The organism is Serratia sp. NCCP-200 (genome assembly GCF_059697885.1).
Genome location: NZ_BAAKUJ010000003.1, coordinates 853,492 through 873,334, shown reverse-complemented (window position 1 = coordinate 873,334; position 19,843 = coordinate 853,492). Strand labels below are relative to the sequence as shown.

Below are 19,843 nucleotides of genomic sequence, written 5' to 3'. Positions count from 1 at the left end.
AGTCGATATGTCACAACTCCCTTTTTGGCAACAGAAGACGCTAGACGAAATGTCTGAGGCAGAGTGGGAATCGCTGTGCGACGGATGTGGGCAATGCTGTCTGAACAAGCTGATCGATGAAGATACCGATGAGATTTACTTCACCAACGTGGCCTGCGATCAGCTCAATATCAAATCTTGCCAGTGCCGCAATTACGAGCGCCGCTTTGAGCTGGAAGAAGACTGCATCAAGCTGACGCGCGAAAACCTCACCACGTTCGACTGGCTGCCGCCAACCTGCGCCTATCGCCTGATCGGCGAGGGCAAACCCTTGTTCGACTGGCACCCGTTGGTCAGCGGATCAAAAGCGGCAATGCACGGTGAGCGTATTACCGTACGCCATATCGCGGTGCGCGAAAGCGAAGTCGTGGATTGGCAGGACCATATCCTCAACAAACCTAGCTGGGCCAGGTAAGTGATGGTATGTGGGAATAAACAAAGTAGCTGTATCGAATAGTGTTACAGGTGGGAGTCATGCAGAACGCCGACACGCCGTGAACCCGTCCATGGGGGCTCGTATCGCGCATCCCTGCGCTCAACGGTCGGCTAACCTGCAATGACTCCCACCTGTCTCAAGCTTAAGGTGTCGCGGTATTAAAGGCAGCCTGCGCAGTAGCCTTATCGCACCACCAGGACCGAGGTTTTGGCATACCTGACGACCGATGATGCCGTTGTGCCAAGCAAGAAAGTAGTGATACTTGGTCTACGCGAACCGACAACGATCAAATCGGCGTTGATCTCATCGGCAAAATTCAAAATCCGATCCCGTGGCGCGCCGATCTCTACCGAACAGTGCACTCGGCCTTCCGGAATATCAAACGCCGTAACGGCTTTCTTTAACTCCGCCAGTGCAATCTGTATCCGCTCATCATCGCTGGGCAGCAACCGCTCGGGGTGCGATAGCCCATATTCATAATAAGAGAGCATAGGGGAGAGGACGGCGAAAAAATGGATATGCGGGTAGTCGATGTTTGCCAGTGAATTAATCGTGGGAATGACTTTCTGTGTTAACTCGATTTCAGCCAAATCAATGGGCGCTAAGATAGTCTTGTACATACAACCTCCATAATGAGTAGGTGATGTGCATACTACTGCGTGATTAATATACCAAATTTGCTGCCCAAATGGGGTGACACAGATCGAAGTTATGGCCGATCCAGCGAATAACCCGCGGATCGGCTGAAAAGTCAGGCTTTCTATATCAATGGCTTGTGTAACAACGCTTGCAAGACGTTCAGCGGCGCATGCTGCGGGGTTTTCATGGCGCTCACCGGTAAAATAAAGGTCTGTTCCAGCATATACTGCCCGGCCATGGCGGCATGGGGAGTTTGATCGGAAAAACAGATCCAGCTGCTTCCTGGGGGGAATTCAACCGCCTGCTGGGGGCCGCTTTCCTGATAGTCTTTATCTGCCTTCATCGCATCATGCATTTGCAGCATCAGATGATCGTAGTGACTACGGCGCGTTTTGGTAATACCCACTTTATCCTGCAACCAACTGGCAAAGGGCGAATAACGCTTCAGGCGTGGCAGAAAACGTTGCGCCAGCTCAGGGAACGGCTCCCCGACGCGCCACTGGCGGCTTTCACCATGAGGGTTGATATTGGTGAAGATGCGTAAAATACGGTTGCCATAATTGGGGCGAGAAGGGAACGCATCGACATGCAGGCGGCGGTCGTCCTTGCGCCATGAAGTCGAGGCTGTCCATGCAGAGATCGGGTGCAGACGCAGGCTATTGGTGGGCATTTGCACTGCGTGCCGATATTCGGGCAGGACGGAATTGATCAAATGCTGGCAGGCTTGATAGTGCCGAGCCATTAATTTATGTACCGCTTCGCGTTTGGCCTCAAGGGCAACCCCCGTCAGCTTTTGCTGTTCAGGCTGATAGCTAATATTCTTGCGTTTGGGATCGACCAACTCTGGAGTGAGTAAGGTTTTTTCCGCGTCGGTCAGATTAAAGGCCAGATGAGGGAAATAGAGTACCTTGCCGCTTTCCAACTCGGCTACGGCATCCAAAGTAGCAGAATAGGTGGCATTCCAGTCTAAATAGGGCAGCGTCGTGATGGCCGATTGCAGATTGATTTTATTTTCTAACATAGTGATCCCTTGATCAAAATACTCTGTCTATTTTTTTGGCTGCGACTGTTCAGTGTTTGAGCGCCTGCTGCCCTGGTAGACGTAGGCGTTTTATCATGCAGAGCATAGCCGAAATCGTGTGCTAACCGGGTGGTCAGGTTAAACAAAAGTTAAACGAGAGAGGAAATAAATCAGGGTGGATGAGGGGAGTGGCTTATATATGTCATCATTTTATTAGTGCCCGCCCTAAAGTATTAATACGGTGAATGAAAAACGGCCAGTCAGAGATTAAGTGTAGCCAATATATCTGTGCTTGGAAGGGATGAATTACCAAAGGTTGGACGGTATATCGGCGGGGAATCGCAACAAAACTTAATGTTATGTAAATTACGACGTAATCGCCTGGTGTACGCTTCTTTTTAAACAAAATCTTAGGTAGCTTGTCGGCACCTCCGCCTATGATGAGAATGTGATGATGAAGATGGTACGCCTGTTTGCCGTGGCCGGAGTACTGATCGTGCTCGTGTATTACTTTACCCATACTTGATGTTGCTTGCCTACCACACACGATGCCATTGATTATCCAAACGGGCGCAGCATGCAGCGGCCCTACTCGGTAAGCCTGGTGATAGGGTGTCAGTAGCAATAAAAAACGGCGCCCTTAGGCGCCGTTTTTGCGATGTTCTAGCGTTAGCGGCCAAACAGATCGCGTTTACGTTGGCGGACAAATTGGCTGAGCAGAACCACAATCCCGATCAGCAAATAGGCAGCAAAAATCCCCACCAACCATTGTGGCATTTCCAAAGACAGGAACTGCCACTGACGCACCGAGCAGTCACCGGACGCGTGGAACACCGCTGGCGCCCATTTGTCTAGTGGCAGCCAGGAAGGGAAGCTGACAAAGAAATCACAGGTATTAAACGGCGATGGATGCAGCTGGATCATAGTGTGTTTCCAGGCTAACTGCAGGCCTTCCCAGGCGCTGTATATCCACAACAGGATCGCCACATAGCGTAGCGGCGACTTCGGTGCCAATGCACCAAGCAGCGACGCTCCCAAAATCCCGAATAGCGCGACGCGTTCGTAGATACACATTACGCAAGGCTGTAACAGCATCACGTGCTGAAAATAGAGGGCGGCCAACTCCAGTACCAATGCAGTCAGAGCCAACAACAGCCAAGCACCGCGCCCCTGCGAGCAGCGGTTAAAGAATTGCAACATATCTATATTCTTCCATGCAGTAAGCAATTGAACCGGCAGTGTAAACCAATTCATCCCCGCTGCCAGCTATCTAACGACGATTCAGTGAAAAATATCGTCGTTTGCGGGGACGGTTATGGCGGCTAATGTGCAGCGATTGGGGCCGTTGCGTCAAGCGGTAGCGGCATTAGCCACTGCCATTGGGTAAACAGGTCCGTTACCGGTGCCAGAGTATGCTGCACACACAGCAGGCCAACCAGGGTCAGCACCACCGTGTAAGGCAATGCCATCCAGACCATGCGACCATAAGACAGACGTACCAACGGTGCCAGAGCAGAGGTCAGCAGGAACAGGAAAGCAGCCTGCCCGTTGGGTGTAGCCACCGAAGGCAGATTGGTGCCGGTATTAATCGCTACCGCCAACAGTTCGAACTGTTGCAGTGAAATTGCTCCTTCCGCCAGTGCCGCCCGCGCTTCGTTAATGTAAACCGTACCGACAAAAACGTTATCAGAAACGGAAGAGAGCAGGCCGTTGAACAGATAAAACAGGGAAAGCTGTGAGCTCGGCGGTGCTTGTAGCACATAGTGGATCACCGGAGAAAACAGCTGCTGTTCAATGATCACTGCCACAACGGTGAAGAACACCGTCAGCAGCGCGGTAAAGGGCAGGGCTTCCTGGAAAGCCTTGCCGATCGCATGCTCATCGGTTACGCCGCAAAGCGAGGTTGCCAAAATGATCACCGAGAGGCCAATCAGCCCCACCTCCGCCAGGTGGAAGGCCAAGGCAATCACCAACCAGAGGCCGATTAACGCCTGTACCACCAACTTCATTTTTTCCTGGCGGCTACGCTTGGCCGTTGCCTGGCGATCGAACTCTTTCAGTACGCTACGCACCTGGTCCGGCAGTTTGGTGCCGTAGCCAAATACCGCAAAACGTTCAACCAGCAGGCATACCAACAGACCGCAAACGAACACCGGCAGCGTGACGGGGGTCATGCGCAGGAAAAATTCGCCAAAGCCCCAACCGGCGCTTTTGGCGATGATCAGGTTCTGCGGCTCGCCCACCATGGTCATCACGCCCCCGAGAGCGGTGCCCACGCCGGCATGCATCAGCAGGCTGCGCAGAAAGCCGCGGAACTGTTCCAGCGTCTGTTTATGGTCGTCATCTTCCAGGCGGCTATCGTCACTAATATCGATTTTCTGATTGGAGGCGACGTTATGGTAGATCGAATAAAAACCCGTGCCGACGCTGATCACTACCGCCACCACGGTCAGGGCATCCAGGAAGGCAGAAAGCAGTGCCGCGGCAACGCAGAAGGACAGCGATAGCAGCATCTTTGAGCGGATGTTCAGCAGCAGTTTGGTAAATACAAACAGCAGCAACTGCTTCATAAAGTAGATGCCTGCCACCATAAACACCAGCAGCAATAACACCTCAAGATTACTGGCAATTTCCGCGCTGACGTGTGCGGGGCTGGTCATGCCGATCAACACTGCTTCAATGGCCAATAGTCCACCGGGTTGTAACGGGTAGCATTTCAGCGCCATAGCCAGCGTAAAGATGAACTCGATAACCAGTAACCAGCCCGCCACGAAAGGGCTGATCAGGAAAAACACCAAGGGATTGATCACCAGAAAACTGATGATGGCCAGTTTGTACCAATCGGGGGACGTCCCGAGAAAGTTCTTTACCAATGCCGAACGTATTGTCATATCCATGCTTGTTTTTGCGAAACCTTAAAGTGAGTTGGCTCGTCATACCCTAACAACGGCAGTGGGCCTGATGCAAACAAGGAAGCCCTAATAGCCTGAAATTTCGGCGAAGTGGTTTTTTTCATCTTTTTGCCAGCTTATGCACACTTTCGTTTAATGTTTTTGGCTCGCGCTATGTGATGCCCCGGCGATCTGGTATGATCTGCCGATTACAATTACTGATTATCGTCGTTACGGAACATCAAACACATGGTTATAAAGGCGCAGAGTCCTGCCGGTTTCGCGGAAGAGTATATTATTGAAAGTATTTGGAATAACCGCTTCCCTCCCGGCTCTATTTTGCCCGCGGAACGTGAGCTTTCAGAACTGATTGGCGTCACGCGCACCACATTACGTGAGGTTCTGCAGCGACTGGCCCGTGATGGCTGGCTGACTATTCAGCACGGCAAACCGACCAAAGTGAACAATTTTTGGGAAACTTCCGGCCTTAATATTCTGGAAACCCTGGCCCGGCTCGATCACAACAGCGTACCGCAGCTGATCGACAATCTGCTGTCGGTGCGGACCAATATTGCCTCGATCTTTATCCGTGCGGCGGTGCGTAACCACCCGGAGCAGGCGCAGGAAGTGTTGGCGAAAGCGGCGCTGGTTGACGATCAGGCGGATGCTTTCAACCAGCTCGACTATGAAATTTTCCGTGGCTTGGCCTTTGCCTCAGGCAACCCGATTTACGGCCTGATCCTCAATGGTTTGAAAGGGCTGTATACCCGCGTTGGCCGTTATTACTTCTCCAACCCGGAAGCGCGCAAACTCGCACTGACCTTCTACAACAAGCTGTCTAGCCTGTGTCATGAGAAGATGTACGATCAGGTGATGGATTGCGTGCGTAACTACGGTAAAGAGAGCGGGGCTATTTGGCAGAGTATGCAGGGCACTATGCCAAGCGATCTGACAGAAGCGCGTCGTTAATTCGCGTCATTCCCGTAATCAGTTAGTTGAAGGGGCGCTGTATGCGCCCCTTTGTCATATTGCAGCTTTATAACGCGTTGGGCCTTGGTGGGCAGCGGTCCAGCAACTCAACGCTGCCATCTTCGTTTTGCTGCTCCAGAATAATGTCAAACCCCCACAGACGATGCAGATGCTTCATCACCTCACGGCGGCTTTTATCCAATGGCGCACGGTCCTGCGGAATATAGCGCAGCGTTAATGAACGGTCGCCACGCAGGTCCACATTCCAGACCTGAATATTGGGCTCGTGGTTACTCAGGTTGTACTGAGCCGACAGCTCCTGGCGTATCGCCCGGTAGCCCGCTTCGTTATGGATCGCTGAAATCTCCAGGTAATTATTGCGATCGTCATCCAGCACGGTAAACAAGCGGAAATCACGCATCACCTTCGGTGACAGGAACTGGCTGATAAAGCTCTCATCCTTGAAGTCACGCATGGCGAAGTGCAGAGTATCCAACCAGTCTTTGCCAGCGAAATCCGGGAACCAGTAGCGATCTTCCTCGGTCGGCGACTGACAGATCCGTTTGATGTCCTGGAACATGGCAAAGCCAAGCGCGTACGGGTTGATGCCATTGTAGTATTGGCTGTTGTACGGTGGCTGGTAGACCACATTGGTATGGCTGTGCAAGAACTCGAGCATAAAGCGATCCGTCACGCGCCCTTCGTCGTACAGGTGGTTAAGGATGCTGTAGTGCCAGAAGGTGGCCCAGCCCTCGTTCATCACCTGCGTCTGTTTTTGCGGGTAGAAATACTGGCTTACCTTACGCACGATGCGCAGCACTTCACGCTGCCAGGATTCCAGCAACGGGGCGTTTTTCTCCATAAAGTAGAGAATGTTTTCCTGCGGCTCCCGTGGAAAACGTACGGCCTGTTCCGGCAGGGCTTCGCGATCGACTCGCGGCAAGGTTTTCCACAGCGAGTTGACCTGGCTTTGCAGATACTCCTCACGGCTCTTTTGGCGGGCTTTTTCTTCCACCAGCGAGATTTTTTGTGGCCGTTTGTAGCGATCGACCCCGTAATTCATCAGCGCATGGCAGGAGTCCAACAGCTTTTCTACCTCTTCCACGCCATAGCGTTCCTCACACTCGCTGATGTAATGGCGGGCAAACAGCAGATAATCGACAATCGAACTGGCGTCGGTCCAACTGCGGAATAGATAGTTATTTTTGAAAAACGAGTTGTGCCCATAGCAGGCATGAGCCATAACCAGTGCCTGCATGGTGATGGTGTTTTCTTCCATCAGATAGGCAATACACGGGTTGGAGTTGATCACGATCTCATAGGCCAACCCCTGCTGGCCATGCTTATAGCGCTGCTCGGTTTCGATGAACTTTTTACCGAATGACCAGTGGGTATAGTTGATCGGCATCCCGACGCTGGAATAGGCATCCATCATCTGCTCGGAGGTAATGACCTCGATCTGATGCGGATAGGTGTCGAGCCGGTAATGCTTGGCAACCCGGTCGATCTGTTCCAGATACACCTGCAACAGGTCGAATGTCCAGTCCGGTCCATCGCTCAGACGTTTATCTTCCTTAACCTTTTTCTGTGTCGAAGTAGTCATCAGCGCACCCTCGTTATGAACGGCGTCGGCTCTTTTGGCAGACCCTTTAACAATGATAGTCCAAGTCGTAATAAATCGTTTGAAATCATCCATGCTGAGCACTGATAACCACTTGGGCTAGCTAAGCTTAAACCAGCTTTGCGGCCTGTGGCGGTACTCAACCTGGCATTTGGACCGTGAAGCAGAGGAAACTGATGTGCAATGGTCGTAGTTGGAATTATTAGCCTGAAATATTTAATTAAACAGATTTATATTCCAGACTATGAAGGTTGATATTCCATATGGCGCTGGTTGTTTTCGCTGATGTGTTTGGGGGACGAATAGCCTGTTTTATCGGCAAAATGCGCTTTAACAGTATCTTATCGTTATTTTTTAACCACTATTGCAAAAGCCGGGCGCATCAACGATAAAATAATTGTGAATATTGTCACGATTAATAAACGATTTGTTGAGTAGTTTTTTCCACTGAGTTAATTTCCTGTTATTGGTAGATTGTGCTTTATCGATCCTTGAGCTGGAGTCAGCGATGAGAGTGGTTATTTTAGGTAGCGGAGTGGTAGGAGTTGCCAGTGCCTGGTACTTGGCAAAAGCGGGCCATGAGGTGACGGTGATCGATCGTCAACCCGGGCCAGCTTTGGAAACCAGTGCGGCCAATGCCGGGCAAATATCTCCGGGTTATGCCGCACCTTGGGCAGCACCTGGGGTACCGTTGAAGGCGATTAAATGGATGTTCCAGCGTCACGCGCCGTTGGCAGTCCGCCTAGACGGCAGCAGTTTCCAACTGCGCTGGATGTGGCAGATGCTGAAAAACTGCGATACCGCCCACTATATGACCAACAAAGGCCGTATGGTGCGTCTGGCGGAATACAGCCGCGACTGCATTAAAGCCCTGCGTCAGGAAACCGGCATCCAGTACGAAGGTCGTCAAGGCGGCACGCTGCAGCTGTTCCGCACCCAGCAGCAGTTTGACAGCGCAGCCAAGGACATTGCCGTGCTGGAGGACGCCGGAGTGCCTTACAAACTGCTGGAGGCCAGCCAGTTGGCGACGGTCGAACCGGCGTTGTCGCAGGTTGCTCACAAGCTTACCGGCGGTTTACAGCTGCCGAATGATGAAACCGGGGACTGCCAACTGTTCACCCAGCAGTTGGCCAAGTTGGCGCAGCAGGCCGGAGTCAACTTCCTGTTTAACCGCAACGTTGAACGCTTGCTGGTGGAAGGAGATAAAATTACCGGCGTGCAGTGTGATGGCGAAATCATGACTGCCGATAGCTATGTTGTGGCGTTCGGCGCCTATTCTACCGCGCTACTGCGCGATCTGGTGTCCATTCCGGTTTATCCGTTGAAAGGTTACTCATTAACCATCCCGATAACCGATGAAGCGGCAGCGCCGTTCTCTACCGTGCTGGACGAAACCTATAAAATTGCCATTACTCGCTTCGATAAGCGCATCCGCGTCGGCGGTATGGCGGAGATTGTTGGCTTCAATACCCAGTTGGAGCAGAAGCGGCGTGAAACGCTGGAAATGGTGGTACGCGATCTGTATCCGAACGGTGGGCGGGTTGAAGAGGCCACATTCTGGACAGGGCTGCGCCCGATGACGCCAGATGGCACGCCGATTGTGGGGCGCACCCCGCTGAAAAATCTCTATTTGAATACCGGGCATGGCACCTTGGGTTGGACGATGGCCTGCGGCTCCGGTCAGTTGCTTGCCGACTTGATCTCTGGGGTCACCCCGGCCATAGCTTCAGACGATCTGGCGGTGGCGCGTTACCGTGCAGACTTTCGGCAGGGACCTGTTGTTCCCTTGAATGACGTGCACCCGGCACGCTGAACCCCAATCTGATAGGAGAGCTCATGCCTCGCCCGATTACCGCTACGCTGCATTTGGCCGCGTTGACCAATAACCTGCAGGTAGTTCGTCGTTTTGCACCCTCGGCTAAAATCTGGGCCGTTGTTAAGGCCAACGCTTATGGCCATGGTTTGCAGCACGTCTGGCGCAGCCTGGGAGAGAATAGCGATGGTTTTGCCTTGCTCGATCTGAACGAGGCAGTGTTACTACGCGAATCTGGTTGGCAGGGGCCCATCTTGCTATTGGAGGGTTTTTTCCAACCCGCAGACCTGATGCTGATCGATCGTTATCGCTTAACCACCGCGGTGAACAGCGACTGGCAACTACAGGCGATTGCCGAAGCGCATTTACAGGCGCCGCTGGATGTTTATCTCAAGTTGAACAGTGGGATGAATCGCCTAGGGTTTGCCCCGGAGCGGTTGCACAGCGCTTGGTTAACCGCAAAGGAGCTGCACAATATTGGTTCGATAACGCTAATGAGCCACTTCGCCACCGCCGACGGTGCTGAAGGCGTAACGGAGCAAATGGCCGTGATTGAACGCGCTACTGCTGCGATTGATCTGCCTCGTTGTCTGGCTAACTCCGCGGCCACCTTGTGGCACCCACAGACGCAGGGGGAATGGGTGAGGCCGGGGGTTATACTTTATGGTGCATCACCCAGCGGCAACTGGCAGGACATTGCCGCCACCGGATTGCAACCGGCGATGACGCTGAGCAGCAAGATCATTGGCATCCAACATCTGCAAGCGGGAGACCGTGTGGGGTATGGTTGGCGCTATGCCGCTGGTGGGGCGCAGCGTATCGGCGTCGTAGCCTGTGGTTATGCGGATGGTTATCCTCGCCATGCGCCCACCGGGACTCCAGTCTGGGTGGATGGCGTGTTGACACATACGGTAGGTTCGGTTTCCATGGATATGATGACGGTGGATCTGACACCGTGCCCGCAGGCAATCATTGGAACTGACGTAGAACTGTGGGGGAGGAAACTGCCCGTTGATGATGTGGCTGCCGCAGCCGGAACCTTGGGTTACGAGCTGCTGACAGCCTTGGCGGCACGGGTGCCTATTGTTATTGAGAAATAAGCTCAGCCAATCTTTTTCAACTGCCCTTTGATTTGCTTGCTGCGCTGCCGTGCGTGTAGCGCAAGCAGGCAACCTACCAACATCACCAACGCCAGCGACATTTTCGGTTGCAGTGGTAACGCCATCGCGATCAGGCCCAGCGCGGCCCCCCCGGCCATCTGAATAAAACCTACCAGTGCTGAAGCCACACCCGCTTCGTTAGAGTAAGGCTCCAACGCATAGCTGGTTGACGGCCCCATGACAAAAGCCAATCCGGCGCAGGCGCAGGCCACGGGCAGGATATACGCCAACCAATGGCTTTGTGCAGCGTCACCCAGTAGTGCCACGCCCAACACTAACGCGAGACATCCTAACCCCATCAGTATGCCGCCGGTCGCCAGGCAGAAAGGGCGGCCAATCTTGTGAATGATGCGGTTGGCGACAAAGCTGACCAGCATGATCCAGAAACCGTTGGCACCAAATACCAAAGAGAACTGCAGCGGTGATAGCCCGGCGGTGCCCATCAGCACGTTAGGTGCCAATGAAACATAAGTTAGCGCCATCCCCATCGCCCCGGCATTGACCACCGCAAAGGAGATAAACCGGCGATCGCCAAGAATGCGCAGATACTGTCGTACCGGGAGTCCTTTGACGGCTACGGTGGTAGCGGGGCGGGTTTCCGGCAGGAAGAAGATGACCAGCAATAACACCACAGCGGCGTAACCGACCAGGAACCAGAATGGGGCTCGCCAGCCGAAGGCCTCTGCCAGCAAGCCACCGAGCAGCGGGGCCAGTGCAGGAATGATATTCAGCGTGCCGTTGAGGAAACCAAAAGCGCGTGCGGCGTCATCACCATTCATCCGATCGCGCACGCCACTGAATGCTACAACGGCGGTACAGCAAACTGCCACGCCTTGCATCAGGCGTGAAGCGACAAAGATTTCCGCTGTTGTCGCCAGCGCGGCCATGGCTGCACCCACCATATAAATCAGGATCCCGGCGATAGCCACAGGCTTACGACCGTAATTATCCACCAGTGGACCGGCGATCACCTGGCCAAGACCCAATACCAGAATAAACAGCGAAATGGTGGATTGGATCAAGGCTTCGCTGCTGTTAAGGCCCAGGGCAATGGCAGGAATGGTGGGCAGATAAAGATCGATTCCCAGAGGGCCGAGCAACACCAGGCTTAGCAGGAGAAAGAGAAATTTTTGCATAACAAAAATGGCACATCCGAATGACAAAGAGAACTAGAGTAGAGATCCCAACCGCAAATGGGAAGCGATAACGTATTGATGACAGACAGGAAACCGTTTGCGCTTGATTTTACCTGGCGCGATCATTTTGCCGCGGGTTGGCGGTAATAAAGCGCTGAAATGGTATCTGCAACGTAGCGCGCCTGGTGTTTGGCATCATCCAGCGCCCGGTGTGGTGTGCCTTCAAACGGACGCTGTTTCTTGGGGTTGAAACCATGCAACTCTGCCAGCGTAATGATAGTGCGGGCGTCTTGGGTATCCCAGAACTTCCAGGGGCAGGGCATTGCCAACTGGTGGTAGGCATGTTCCAGGATTGAGCAGTCAAACTCTTTGCCATTGCCCCAGACTTTCACCGTATCGGTGCTGTGCATATGAATAAAACGACTCAGGTTGGTCAAGACCCGCTTGAGACTTTCGCTGCCTCCGAAGGCCAGTTTACGAGCTTCGTCAGACTGTTTTGCCCACCAGGCCACGGTATCCAGGCTGATTGTCCGACCCGGTTGTTCCTGCTGGCTGTTCACTGCCGCTTCAAATTCTGCCCCTAACTCACCGGTCTTGGGGTTAAAAAACACGCCGGCAACCACCAGGATCACCGCGCTCGGGGTAATATCCAGCGTTTCAATATCTAGCATCAAATGGTTCATGGGGTCTCCAGGCTGAACAAGCTAGTAATGGTACTGCATACAGTCTGGCAGAATATCCAGTTACTTTGAAATAGGCGAAAACGGTCTGATCACGGTATGATGACTTTAGTCATGTTGCAGAGTTGGTAGCTAGCGTTGAGAACACTTATTTTTATTCTATGTATGATCGGCTATCTGCTGGTATTAGGCTATTTTGGCGTTTACGTTACCGATAAAATCTGCGAAAACGCGCAAAACTTAAGTAAAATCTGCCGCATGGTGGATATCTCTGAACCTCACATCCCGCAGTCACCCGTCACCCCAGATAGTCGCGGGTGACTAATAGCGTCAATATCGCCGCTATCCCGATTAACACGGCCCATTGGCGCCAACCAAAGCGCGCCAACCATTCCTGTTGCCCCTTGGTAGCGTTGAATTGCCTAACGGTTAGAGTACCAGCCAGTAACATTGTCATGACGACCCAAACCAGGCTCAGGCTGGCGGCGGAGAACTCAGTGTGCAAAATATTGGCGTAATACAGGCGCATGGACATAAAGTAAATCAGCAATACCCAGCTGAACCCTCTTCGTTTCTTCAGGATCTGGCTGAGCAGAAAAGCGATAAACAGGCTATGAGCCATGGAGATTAACGGTGATTCAAAGGGGTGGCGAACGCAAGTGTTGTATACCGCCAGATAGAGGTTAAAGACCAGTAACGCATACACCGTATAAACATACCAGCCATAGACCACTTTCAGTCTTCTGGAGGGGGCTGAGATGGGATTTGCTGTTTGAGTCATGCACTCTCCTTGAGTTATCCAGATTTATAGCATTTAAAAGCTAAATGAAAACTAAACAGCTCAGGAGCATAACCTGCTGAGAAAACGGTTTTTTTCATGATGACGTACCAATCATAAGCCAATAAACCCGCCTGAAACGCCCAGCCCCAGAGTGTATTTTGCTACTTGAATTCATTGATGGTAAAGATAATAATTATTATTGTTATTAGTATTTGTCATCTAACAACATCAGAGCACCGTGACTTCTTTACGCCAAACTGGCCAGCGTTGCCGGCGCGGTACGTTTTCGGTGCAATTTCAATAGATCACATGGGGAATACAGGTATGCCTGCGTTTTTTCCTGCCAGTCGTTCTTATTTTTACTGCTCGTTAGCGATTTTCCTGCCACTGACCTCATTTGCTGAAGATACCCTCGTGGTAACGGCAAAACCCGCCGATATGGCGGAAACGGCAACGCATGGCTATGAGGCCAGCACCAGCCAGGGGGCCACTAAAACGGATCGGCCCCTGATACTCACTGCGCAATCCGTCTCCGTAGTAACACGCCAACAGATGAGCGACCAAGGGGCTTTGACGGTTAACGATGCGCTGAAATATACCCCAGGCGTATTCACTAACTTCTCTGGTGGCGCGACGCGTTACGATACTATCGCTCTGCGCGGTTTCCACGGTGGCGACGTCAATAACACCTTCCTGAACGGCCTACGACTGCTTAGCGACGGCGGCAGTTATAACGCTTTGCAGATCGACCCTTGGTTCCTGGAACGTATTGACGTGATTAAGGGCCCGTCTTCCGTGATGTATGGGCAAAGCATCCCTGGTGGGTTGGTGGCGATGACTAGCAAACGGCCGCAGTTTGCCAGTGAAAACCACGTCAATGTGATGGCCGGTAACAACAATACCAAAGGCGGTGCATTTGATTCGACGGGGGCGCTGAACGATCAGTGGGCATACCGTTTGACCGGCATTACCCGCACCAGTGACACCATGTATGACCATCAGCGTGAAGAGCGCTATGCGATTTCGCCTTCGTTGCTGTGGCAACCGGATGAAAATACCTCATTATTGTTGCAGGCCAATCTGCAAAAAGATCCTTCCGGTGGCTACCACAGCGCGGTACCGTCAGACGGCAGCATTTATACCACCAGTGGGGACAAACTGGGCCGGGGATTTTTTGACGGCGAAAGCAGCCGCAACGTGTTCAAACGTTGGCAGCAAATCTACAGTTATGACTTCTCGCATAGTTTTAACGACGTCTGGTCATTCCGTCAAAACGCCAGCTACACCCACTCCAACGTAGAGCTGGAGCAGGTTTACCAGATTGGCTGGAACGCCGACCGCAGCGAGTTGAACCGTTGGTACAGCGGCTCCAATACGTCGTTGGATGCTTATGCCGTGGATAACCAACTGGCGGCGGAGTTCGCGACGGGTGCGTTGGAACACAAGGTGATGCTGGGGCTGGATTATCAACGTTTTACCAATAACCTGTGGGAAGAGTCTGGTTCGGCCACGCCGTTGAACCCGTTCACCGGCGTTTCCGGCGGGCCAGATATCACTATTCTCAGCCATACCGACTCTAAACGGCGTTATGAGCAGACCGGCGTCTATCTGCAGGACGAAGTCAGCCTCTATAACTGGTATCTCAATCTTTCCGGGCGCGTTGACCGTTTGGAAACCAAGAATACCGTGCTGAATACCGATTCTACCGATGCCCGTACTGACGACCACTTTACGGGCCGAGCTTCTTTGCTGTACCACTTTGACAGCGGTTTCTCGCCGTATATGAGTTACAGCTCCGCGGTGACACCAGCGGTCCTGGCCGATAAAGAGGGGCATCTGCTCAAACCGACCACCAGCGAGCAATATGAGACCGGGCTGAAGTATCAGCCTCCTGGTAGCAGCTCGATCTACAGCATTGCCCTCTACGATCTGACGCAGAATGACGTAGCCAACCGCGTGGTGAAGGACAGCTACTATGTGCCTGCCGGTAAGGTACATTCGCAAGGGATTGAACTGGAGGCCCGTAGCCAGGTGAGCGAGCGCCTGAATGTCATTGCCGGTTACAGCTACAACAAAGTGAAATTCAAAGACGCCGTTGACGGTAACGATGGCAATACGCCATACCTGGCGCCTAATCAGATGGCTTCTTTATGGGGGCAGTACAAGGCTGGGCTGGGTATCAATCTGGGGGCTGGCGTGCGTTATATTGGCAAACAGTGGGCGGATAATGAGAATACTCTGCGTATTCCTTCGGTCACGCTGCTGGATGCTTCGGTGCGCATGGAGCTGGACAGCGTAAAACCGTCGTTGAAAGGGGCTTATGTGCAGCTGAACGCGAATAATCTGACGGATCGGGAATATGTTGCTGGCTGCTATGGCACTGGCTACTGCTATTGGGGAGCGGGGCGTTCAGTTATCGCTACCGTGGGGTATGACTTTTAACGGTTAAACCGTACTCATCCCGCTGAACGTGAGCGGGATGAGGCGCTAAAACAGCGAAAACAACAGCACCACGGGCAGGCTGAGTGGCCAGGTCAGGCCGATAATCAGCGCACTGAGCAGGCGGATGGGGAGGGTATCGCGGCTGACCAGAAAAGTGACAATCATCGAAACCAACAGGCCAATAAAATAAACGTATTGCGTGACTTCCCACAGCGATAACATGAAAACCATCCCGGTAATGTTTTCCGCTCATTTTAGGCGGCTCCCCGCAAGTAATCAATGTGTTAATGCGGTGTAAAAGGGTGGAAGGAGTGTCTTGTCGCACGGCTGAAAGAGCGCCTTATCGAAATTAATTATAAATAGCCCTTGCTAATAACTCTGGGTTATGAGTAAATAGCGTCATCGGTTTGAAGTACAGACCTTATGAAAGCAGTTTTAGTAAAGTAGTTCTCAGTATTAGCGATATCCGACAGATACCTCTTCTTCCGCGAATTTCCTTCTAGTGCCCCCATAAGTTTCCACTGAATTGCAGACCTCATTCGCCATTATGGCGGCCTAAAAAAACAATGAAGGAAGTATCTATGTCTAATAAAATGACTGGTTTAGTAAAATGGTTTGACGCTGGTAAAGGTTTTGGTTTCATTTCTCCTGCTGATGGCAGCAAAGACGTGTTCGTACACTTCTCTGCAATCCAGGGTAATGATTACAAGACGCTTGATGAAGGCCAGCAGGTTGAATTCAGCATCGAAAATGGTGCCAAAGGCCCATCAGCAGTCAACGTTACAGCAATGTAATGTGACTCGGTAGTGCGGTTGAAACTTGCAATAGCGATGATGGTGTAGACCGGAGCAGACAAGCGATATCGACACTACCACATCAATCCCGGCCTGGTGCCGGGGTTGAATATATCCTCCTTGCCATGAGGGTAGACAGAAAAGCCAATTTCACCAAAGTTTGCTTTTCTGTTGTGAAAAGGCCGTGCTTAGGCTGTGCAATGCTGGAGTGTTCGATGGACGCTTGCACCGCATCATGACAGCCGGGAAAGCGACCGGCACTACTTTTAACCCTGGCGTTTACGCCGGGGTTTTTTACATCCATTTTCCCCGCTCGAAAAATATTTTCAGATTACTGCATCCAATATTCTCGTTCACTACGTATATGGCTATGTGAGGACATCTTCCCACATCACCCTTCGAGGATATGACCATGAAAAAGCTTCTCTGTACTGCCCTGTGTTCATCACTGTTGTTCAGTAGCGTCTCAATGGCTGCCATGATGTCCGATACGGTAATGGTAGGTGGTGCCGCCATGTACCCCAGCAAAAATATTGTCGAGAATACCCTCAATTCCAAAGATCACACCACGCTGGTTGCTGCGGTGAAGGCTGCTGGCCTGGTTGACACTCTGCAAGGTGCAGGCCCGTTTACGGTGTTTGCTCCGACTAATGAAGCCTTTGCCAAACTGCCTGCCGGGACGGTCGATACCTTGCTCAAACCTGAGAATAAGGCGGCGCTGACCGGCGTGTTGACCTACCATGTGGTTGCTGGCCGCTATGATATGAAACAGCTGGAGAAGAAAATCAAGGAAGGGCACGGCACGGCCGAGCTGAAAACGGTCAATGGCCAACCGCTGTGGATTATGAATAATGGCCCCCACAATATTCAGCTCAAGGATGGCCAAGGTCATATTGCCAACATCAGCACCTATGATGTCTATCAGAAAAATGGCGTGATCAACGTTATCGATAGCGTTCTGTTGCCAAAATAAATCCCGTCTATACTAGGTGCAGGCTGCCAAAAGGCTGCCCGCACCTTGATAGGACAGGACATGACCAAAGCACTTCCCGAACAGCATGTCGAATTGATGCAGGCCGTTGCGCTTGGCGACCGCAACGCGTTTGAGCAACTCTATCGGCAAACCTCGCCCCGCTTGTTTGCCGTTGCTCTGCGTTTACTGCGCCGCCAATCCTGGGCCGAAGAGGTGCTGCACGAAAGCTTTATCAGCGTGTGGAATCGCGCTGCCAGCTATGACCCCAATCTCAGTTCCCCTTTGACCTGGCTGACGCACATTGTGCGCAACAAGGCTATTGATTGGTTGCGCAGTGCTGGAGGCCGGGCGGGACAAACGGAAGAGGAGTGGCTGGATGACCTGGGGGCGAGCACGGAAGAACCAGCTAGTCAGTTGCTGTTGGGTGAGGAGGCTGGAAAGCTGGCCGAGTGCCTGAATCATCTGAACGTTGAACAACGTCAGAGCATTGTGTTGGCTTACTACCAAGGCATGTCTCATGGCGAGGTTTCGGCACATCTGCAACAACCGCTTGGCACGATCAAAAGCTGGATCCGCCGGGCACTGGATCATTTGAAAAACTGTGTGGGCCTATGAAAAGCAAAGGTGAGTATGACTCGGCTTTAGCCGCAGAATATGCCTTGGGCACGTTGCGCGGGCCTGCGCGGTTGAACTTTGAACAGCGTATCCAGCGGGAGCCGACGCTGGCCGCCTTGGTGGCACGTTGGCAAACGCTGCTGGCTCCGTTGGATCTGGCATTGACCCCGGTATTGCCACCGGAACGCGTGTGGAAAAAGATCCAACTCAGTTTGCCCATTAAGGTAGTGCCACGGCGTAAACGCTGGGACTACCTTGGCTGGGCGCTAGCTGCCGGTTTGGCCGCGTTGTTGCTGGTGCCGCGCTTTATCACCCAGCCGCAGGATTTTGCTCCGGCAGTGGTGCTCAATGCAGGTCAGCAGGGCAGTGGGCAATGGATTGTCAGCATGGACAGTGGCAAACGCCATCTGAGGCTAACCCCGCTTAACCCGCAAACGTTAGCCGTAGCCAATAGCCTGCAACTGTGGGCGATCTCGCCGGGTGAAAAGCCGCGTTCATTAGGGTTGGTTGCTGCAGAGAAGCCGACCGAGCTGGCAGTGAACTCGATGACGTTGGCGCAGGGCATGACCATTGCCATCAGCCTGGAGCCAGCGGGTGGCTCACCTACAGGGCTTCCAACCGGTCCGGTACTGTACAGCGGCCAGTTAACATCACTGTGATCTGATTGATATTCTTGCCGATGAATTTTCGCTGAAGGCGACGATATTCCTGTTTACGACCATACTAAAGTTATCAACCATCGTTACAGGTGACTTTATGATATGGATCGAGCAAGGGTTGTACTTGAGAGTGGTGCAGATGGAAAATGCACCCAAGCCTTATCCGTTGGATAGCGGATTCAGCCCGCATACGGCCTATCGTGCATTGGGGATGTATAATCCTTCGGAAACCGCCGATGCTTATTTCATCCTCTCGAACGACCGGGATGAGATCTGGTTTATCTGCAACCGCCATCTTAGGACGGTGGGCCTGTTCCCTGATATCCACGATTTTAGGTATTTGTTGTGATATCGAAACATCTTCGCCTTATGGCTGCCTGAACCATTTTGTGAATCACCAAAAATCTCGCTTCGGTGAGATTTTTGCCATTTGAGTCCTAACGATTAGTTGTGGCATGGCTAGTACAACCCTCGCGAATACTCCTCATCCTTCTGCTTTGAGATACTGCTTATCTAAGCCGTGTTTTGGCTTCAACGGAGGAATTCAAATGCAGATAAATAGACAAGGTGATACCGAACGCGAGGTGTTGCTGTCATGAGCCTGGCGGGGTTAATTCAGTTTTCCAAAGGTCATTGGCAACTATTACTGGTCTGCTTGCTTGCAGCCCTGTTGTTCAGCATGCGTCAACGCATCGAAGATTTGAATAGGGACATCGACCAGTCTCAAAAAGATAACCAGGAGTTGAGCAGTGCATTGAATGGCAGGGATGAAACCCTTCAGGCGCTGAAAGGTGCCGCGGATGCAGATCGTCGTGCTACCGAACAACAGCTCAAGATTGAACAGCAAAAGAGAGTAAAGGCCGATGCTGAAAATAGAACGTTACGCAAAGCGCTGGAGGATAACGACTGCGGTCATCAGCGGTTGCCTGCTGATGCTCTCGATATCCTGCGCGGAGCGACCAAAACCGGTGCCACCGGCTCCGCAACTGATCTACGTATATCCGCCAGCGGTATTGCTACAGCAGTGTGAGAAGACACCGTTTACCGGGGAGACTTTCGGGGATGTCGTTATGGCCTTACAAGTGAGCCAGAGTGAGCTTGATATCTGCGCCTCACGGATCGAAGCGTTGATCAAATGGCGGTGTTGTTGAGTTTATAGCGGTTGTGGCTGGCT

At 52.3% G+C, this 19,843-nt stretch carries 21 protein-coding genes; 12 read left to right on the top strand and 9 right to left on the bottom strand.

The annotated features are described in order from the left end of the window. Positions 1 to 7 precede the first annotated feature (7 nt). On the top strand, positions 8 to 454 hold the full coding sequence (ycgN, locus tag AC6HVW_RS14145; protein ID WP_021181179.1) for a cysteine cluster protein YcgN: 447 nt from the start codon (positions 8 to 10) through the stop codon (positions 452 to 454). Between the two features lie 203 nt (positions 455 to 657). Here the strand turns inward: ycgN and AC6HVW_RS14140 are convergent, their stop codons facing one another. The 4 genes from AC6HVW_RS14140 to nhaB form a co-directional block, all read right to left on the bottom strand. Further along, entirely contained in the window at positions 658 to 1,095 is a 438-nt protein-coding gene (locus tag AC6HVW_RS14140) for a universal stress protein (RefSeq protein WP_094981347.1), read from the bottom strand. Between the two features lie 140 nt (positions 1,096 to 1,235). Beyond that, positions 1,236 to 2,135: a Kdo hydroxylase KdoO gene (gene kdoO, locus AC6HVW_RS14135; protein WP_059200987.1), complete on the bottom strand. Its 900-nt coding sequence runs from the start codon at positions 2,133 to 2,135 to the stop codon at positions 1,236 to 1,238. Between the two features lie 669 nt (positions 2,136 to 2,804). Then, on the bottom strand, positions 2,805 to 3,335 hold the full coding sequence (gene dsbB, locus AC6HVW_RS14130) for a disulfide bond formation protein DsbB (RefSeq protein ID WP_021181182.1): 531 nt from the start codon (positions 3,333 to 3,335) through the stop codon (positions 2,805 to 2,807). A gap of 122 nt (positions 3,336 to 3,457) precedes the next feature. Beyond that, complete coding sequence (nhaB, locus tag AC6HVW_RS14125) at positions 3,458 to 5,032, bottom strand: sodium/proton antiporter NhaB (protein ID WP_071683380.1); 1,575 nt, start codon at positions 5,030 to 5,032, stop codon at positions 3,458 to 3,460. Between the two features lie 243 nt (positions 5,033 to 5,275). Between nhaB and fadR the strand changes: the two genes are divergently transcribed. Beyond that, the gene (fadR, locus tag AC6HVW_RS14120) at positions 5,276 to 5,995 is read left to right on the top strand and encodes a fatty acid metabolism transcriptional regulator FadR (protein ID WP_021181184.1); all 720 of its coding nucleotides are present in this window, start codon (positions 5,276 to 5,278) and stop codon (positions 5,993 to 5,995) included. 67 nt (positions 5,996 to 6,062) lie between these two features. Here fadR and AC6HVW_RS14115 read toward each other — a convergent pair whose 3' ends face one another. Then, on the bottom strand, positions 6,063 to 7,598 hold the full coding sequence (locus tag AC6HVW_RS14115; RefSeq protein WP_065685847.1) for a SpoVR family protein: 1,536 nt from the start codon (positions 7,596 to 7,598) through the stop codon (positions 6,063 to 6,065). Between the two features lie 526 nt (positions 7,599 to 8,124). Here AC6HVW_RS14115 and AC6HVW_RS14110 point away from each other — a divergent pair. Continuing rightward, positions 8,125 to 9,429: a D-amino acid dehydrogenase gene (locus AC6HVW_RS14110; RefSeq protein WP_059200983.1), complete on the top strand. Its 1,305-nt coding sequence runs from the start codon at positions 8,125 to 8,127 to the stop codon at positions 9,427 to 9,429. 23 nt (positions 9,430 to 9,452) lie between these two features. Then, positions 9,453 to 10,529: a catabolic alanine racemase DadX gene (gene dadX / locus AC6HVW_RS14105; RefSeq protein WP_071683381.1), complete on the top strand. Its 1,077-nt coding sequence runs from the start codon at positions 9,453 to 9,455 to the stop codon at positions 10,527 to 10,529. 2 nt (positions 10,530 to 10,531) lie between these two features. On the opposite strand, the gene AC6HVW_RS14100 is transcribed toward dadX, so the two are convergent. The 3 genes from AC6HVW_RS14100 to AC6HVW_RS14090 all read right to left on the bottom strand — a co-directional run bounded on the left by AC6HVW_RS14100 (position 10,532) and on the right by AC6HVW_RS14090 (position 13,186). Then, the gene (locus tag AC6HVW_RS14100) at positions 10,532 to 11,725 is read right to left on the bottom strand and encodes a multidrug effflux MFS transporter (protein WP_071683382.1); all 1,194 of its coding nucleotides are present in this window, start codon (positions 11,723 to 11,725) and stop codon (positions 10,532 to 10,534) included. A 122-nt stretch (positions 11,726 to 11,847) separates the two neighbouring features. Beyond that, complete coding sequence (locus AC6HVW_RS14095; protein ID WP_021181189.1) at positions 11,848 to 12,408, bottom strand: 3'-5' exonuclease; 561 nt, start codon at positions 12,406 to 12,408, stop codon at positions 11,848 to 11,850. A 295-nt stretch (positions 12,409 to 12,703) separates the two neighbouring features. After that, positions 12,704 to 13,186, bottom strand: coding sequence for a hypothetical protein (locus AC6HVW_RS14090; RefSeq protein ID WP_071683384.1), 483 nt, complete (start codon positions 13,184 to 13,186; stop codon positions 12,704 to 12,706). Positions 13,187 to 13,510: 324 nt separating this feature from the next. Between AC6HVW_RS14090 and AC6HVW_RS14085 the strand changes: the two genes are divergently transcribed. Further along, entirely contained in the window at positions 13,511 to 15,628 is a 2,118-nt protein-coding gene (locus AC6HVW_RS14085; protein WP_071683385.1) for a TonB-dependent siderophore receptor, read from the top strand. A gap of 45 nt (positions 15,629 to 15,673) precedes the next feature. Here the strand turns inward: AC6HVW_RS14085 and AC6HVW_RS14080 are convergent, their stop codons facing one another. Then, positions 15,674 to 15,850, bottom strand: a complete 177-nt coding sequence (locus tag AC6HVW_RS14080) for a GhoT/OrtT family toxin (protein ID WP_021181193.1) — start codon at positions 15,848 to 15,850, stop codon at positions 15,674 to 15,676. Between the two features lie 359 nt (positions 15,851 to 16,209). Between AC6HVW_RS14080 and cspE the strand changes: the two genes are divergently transcribed. The 7 genes from cspE to lysC all read left to right on the top strand — a co-directional run bounded on the left by cspE (position 16,210) and on the right by lysC (position 19,820). Continuing rightward, entirely contained in the window at positions 16,210 to 16,422 is a 213-nt protein-coding gene (gene cspE, locus AC6HVW_RS14075; RefSeq protein ID WP_024485401.1) for a transcription antiterminator/RNA stability regulator CspE, read from the top strand. A gap of 412 nt (positions 16,423 to 16,834) precedes the next feature. Beyond that, entirely contained in the window at positions 16,835 to 17,395 is a 561-nt protein-coding gene (locus AC6HVW_RS14070) for a fasciclin domain-containing protein (protein WP_497569488.1), read from the top strand. A gap of 60 nt (positions 17,396 to 17,455) precedes the next feature. Beyond that, positions 17,456 to 18,010, top strand: a complete 555-nt coding sequence (locus tag AC6HVW_RS14065) for a sigma-70 family RNA polymerase sigma factor (RefSeq protein WP_021181195.1) — start codon at positions 17,456 to 17,458, stop codon at positions 18,008 to 18,010. Further along, the gene (locus AC6HVW_RS14060; protein ID WP_071683386.1) at positions 18,007 to 18,669 is read left to right on the top strand and encodes an anti-sigma factor; all 663 of its coding nucleotides are present in this window, start codon (positions 18,007 to 18,009) and stop codon (positions 18,667 to 18,669) included. The genes AC6HVW_RS14065 and AC6HVW_RS14060 overlap by 4 nt, the downstream gene beginning before the upstream one ends. A gap of 97 nt (positions 18,670 to 18,766) precedes the next feature. Continuing rightward, entirely contained in the window at positions 18,767 to 19,018 is a 252-nt protein-coding gene (locus tag AC6HVW_RS14055; protein WP_071683387.1) for a hypothetical protein, read from the top strand. A 246-nt stretch (positions 19,019 to 19,264) separates the two neighbouring features. Further along, the gene (locus tag AC6HVW_RS14050; protein ID WP_071683388.1) at positions 19,265 to 19,699 is read left to right on the top strand and encodes a DUF2570 family protein; all 435 of its coding nucleotides are present in this window, start codon (positions 19,265 to 19,267) and stop codon (positions 19,697 to 19,699) included. Further along, positions 19,602 to 19,820, top strand: a complete 219-nt coding sequence (gene lysC / locus AC6HVW_RS14045; RefSeq protein WP_071683389.1) for an Rz1-like lysis system protein LysC — start codon at positions 19,602 to 19,604, stop codon at positions 19,818 to 19,820. Before AC6HVW_RS14050 ends, lysC begins: the two co-directional genes overlap by 98 nt. Positions 19,821 to 19,843 lie beyond the last annotated feature (23 nt).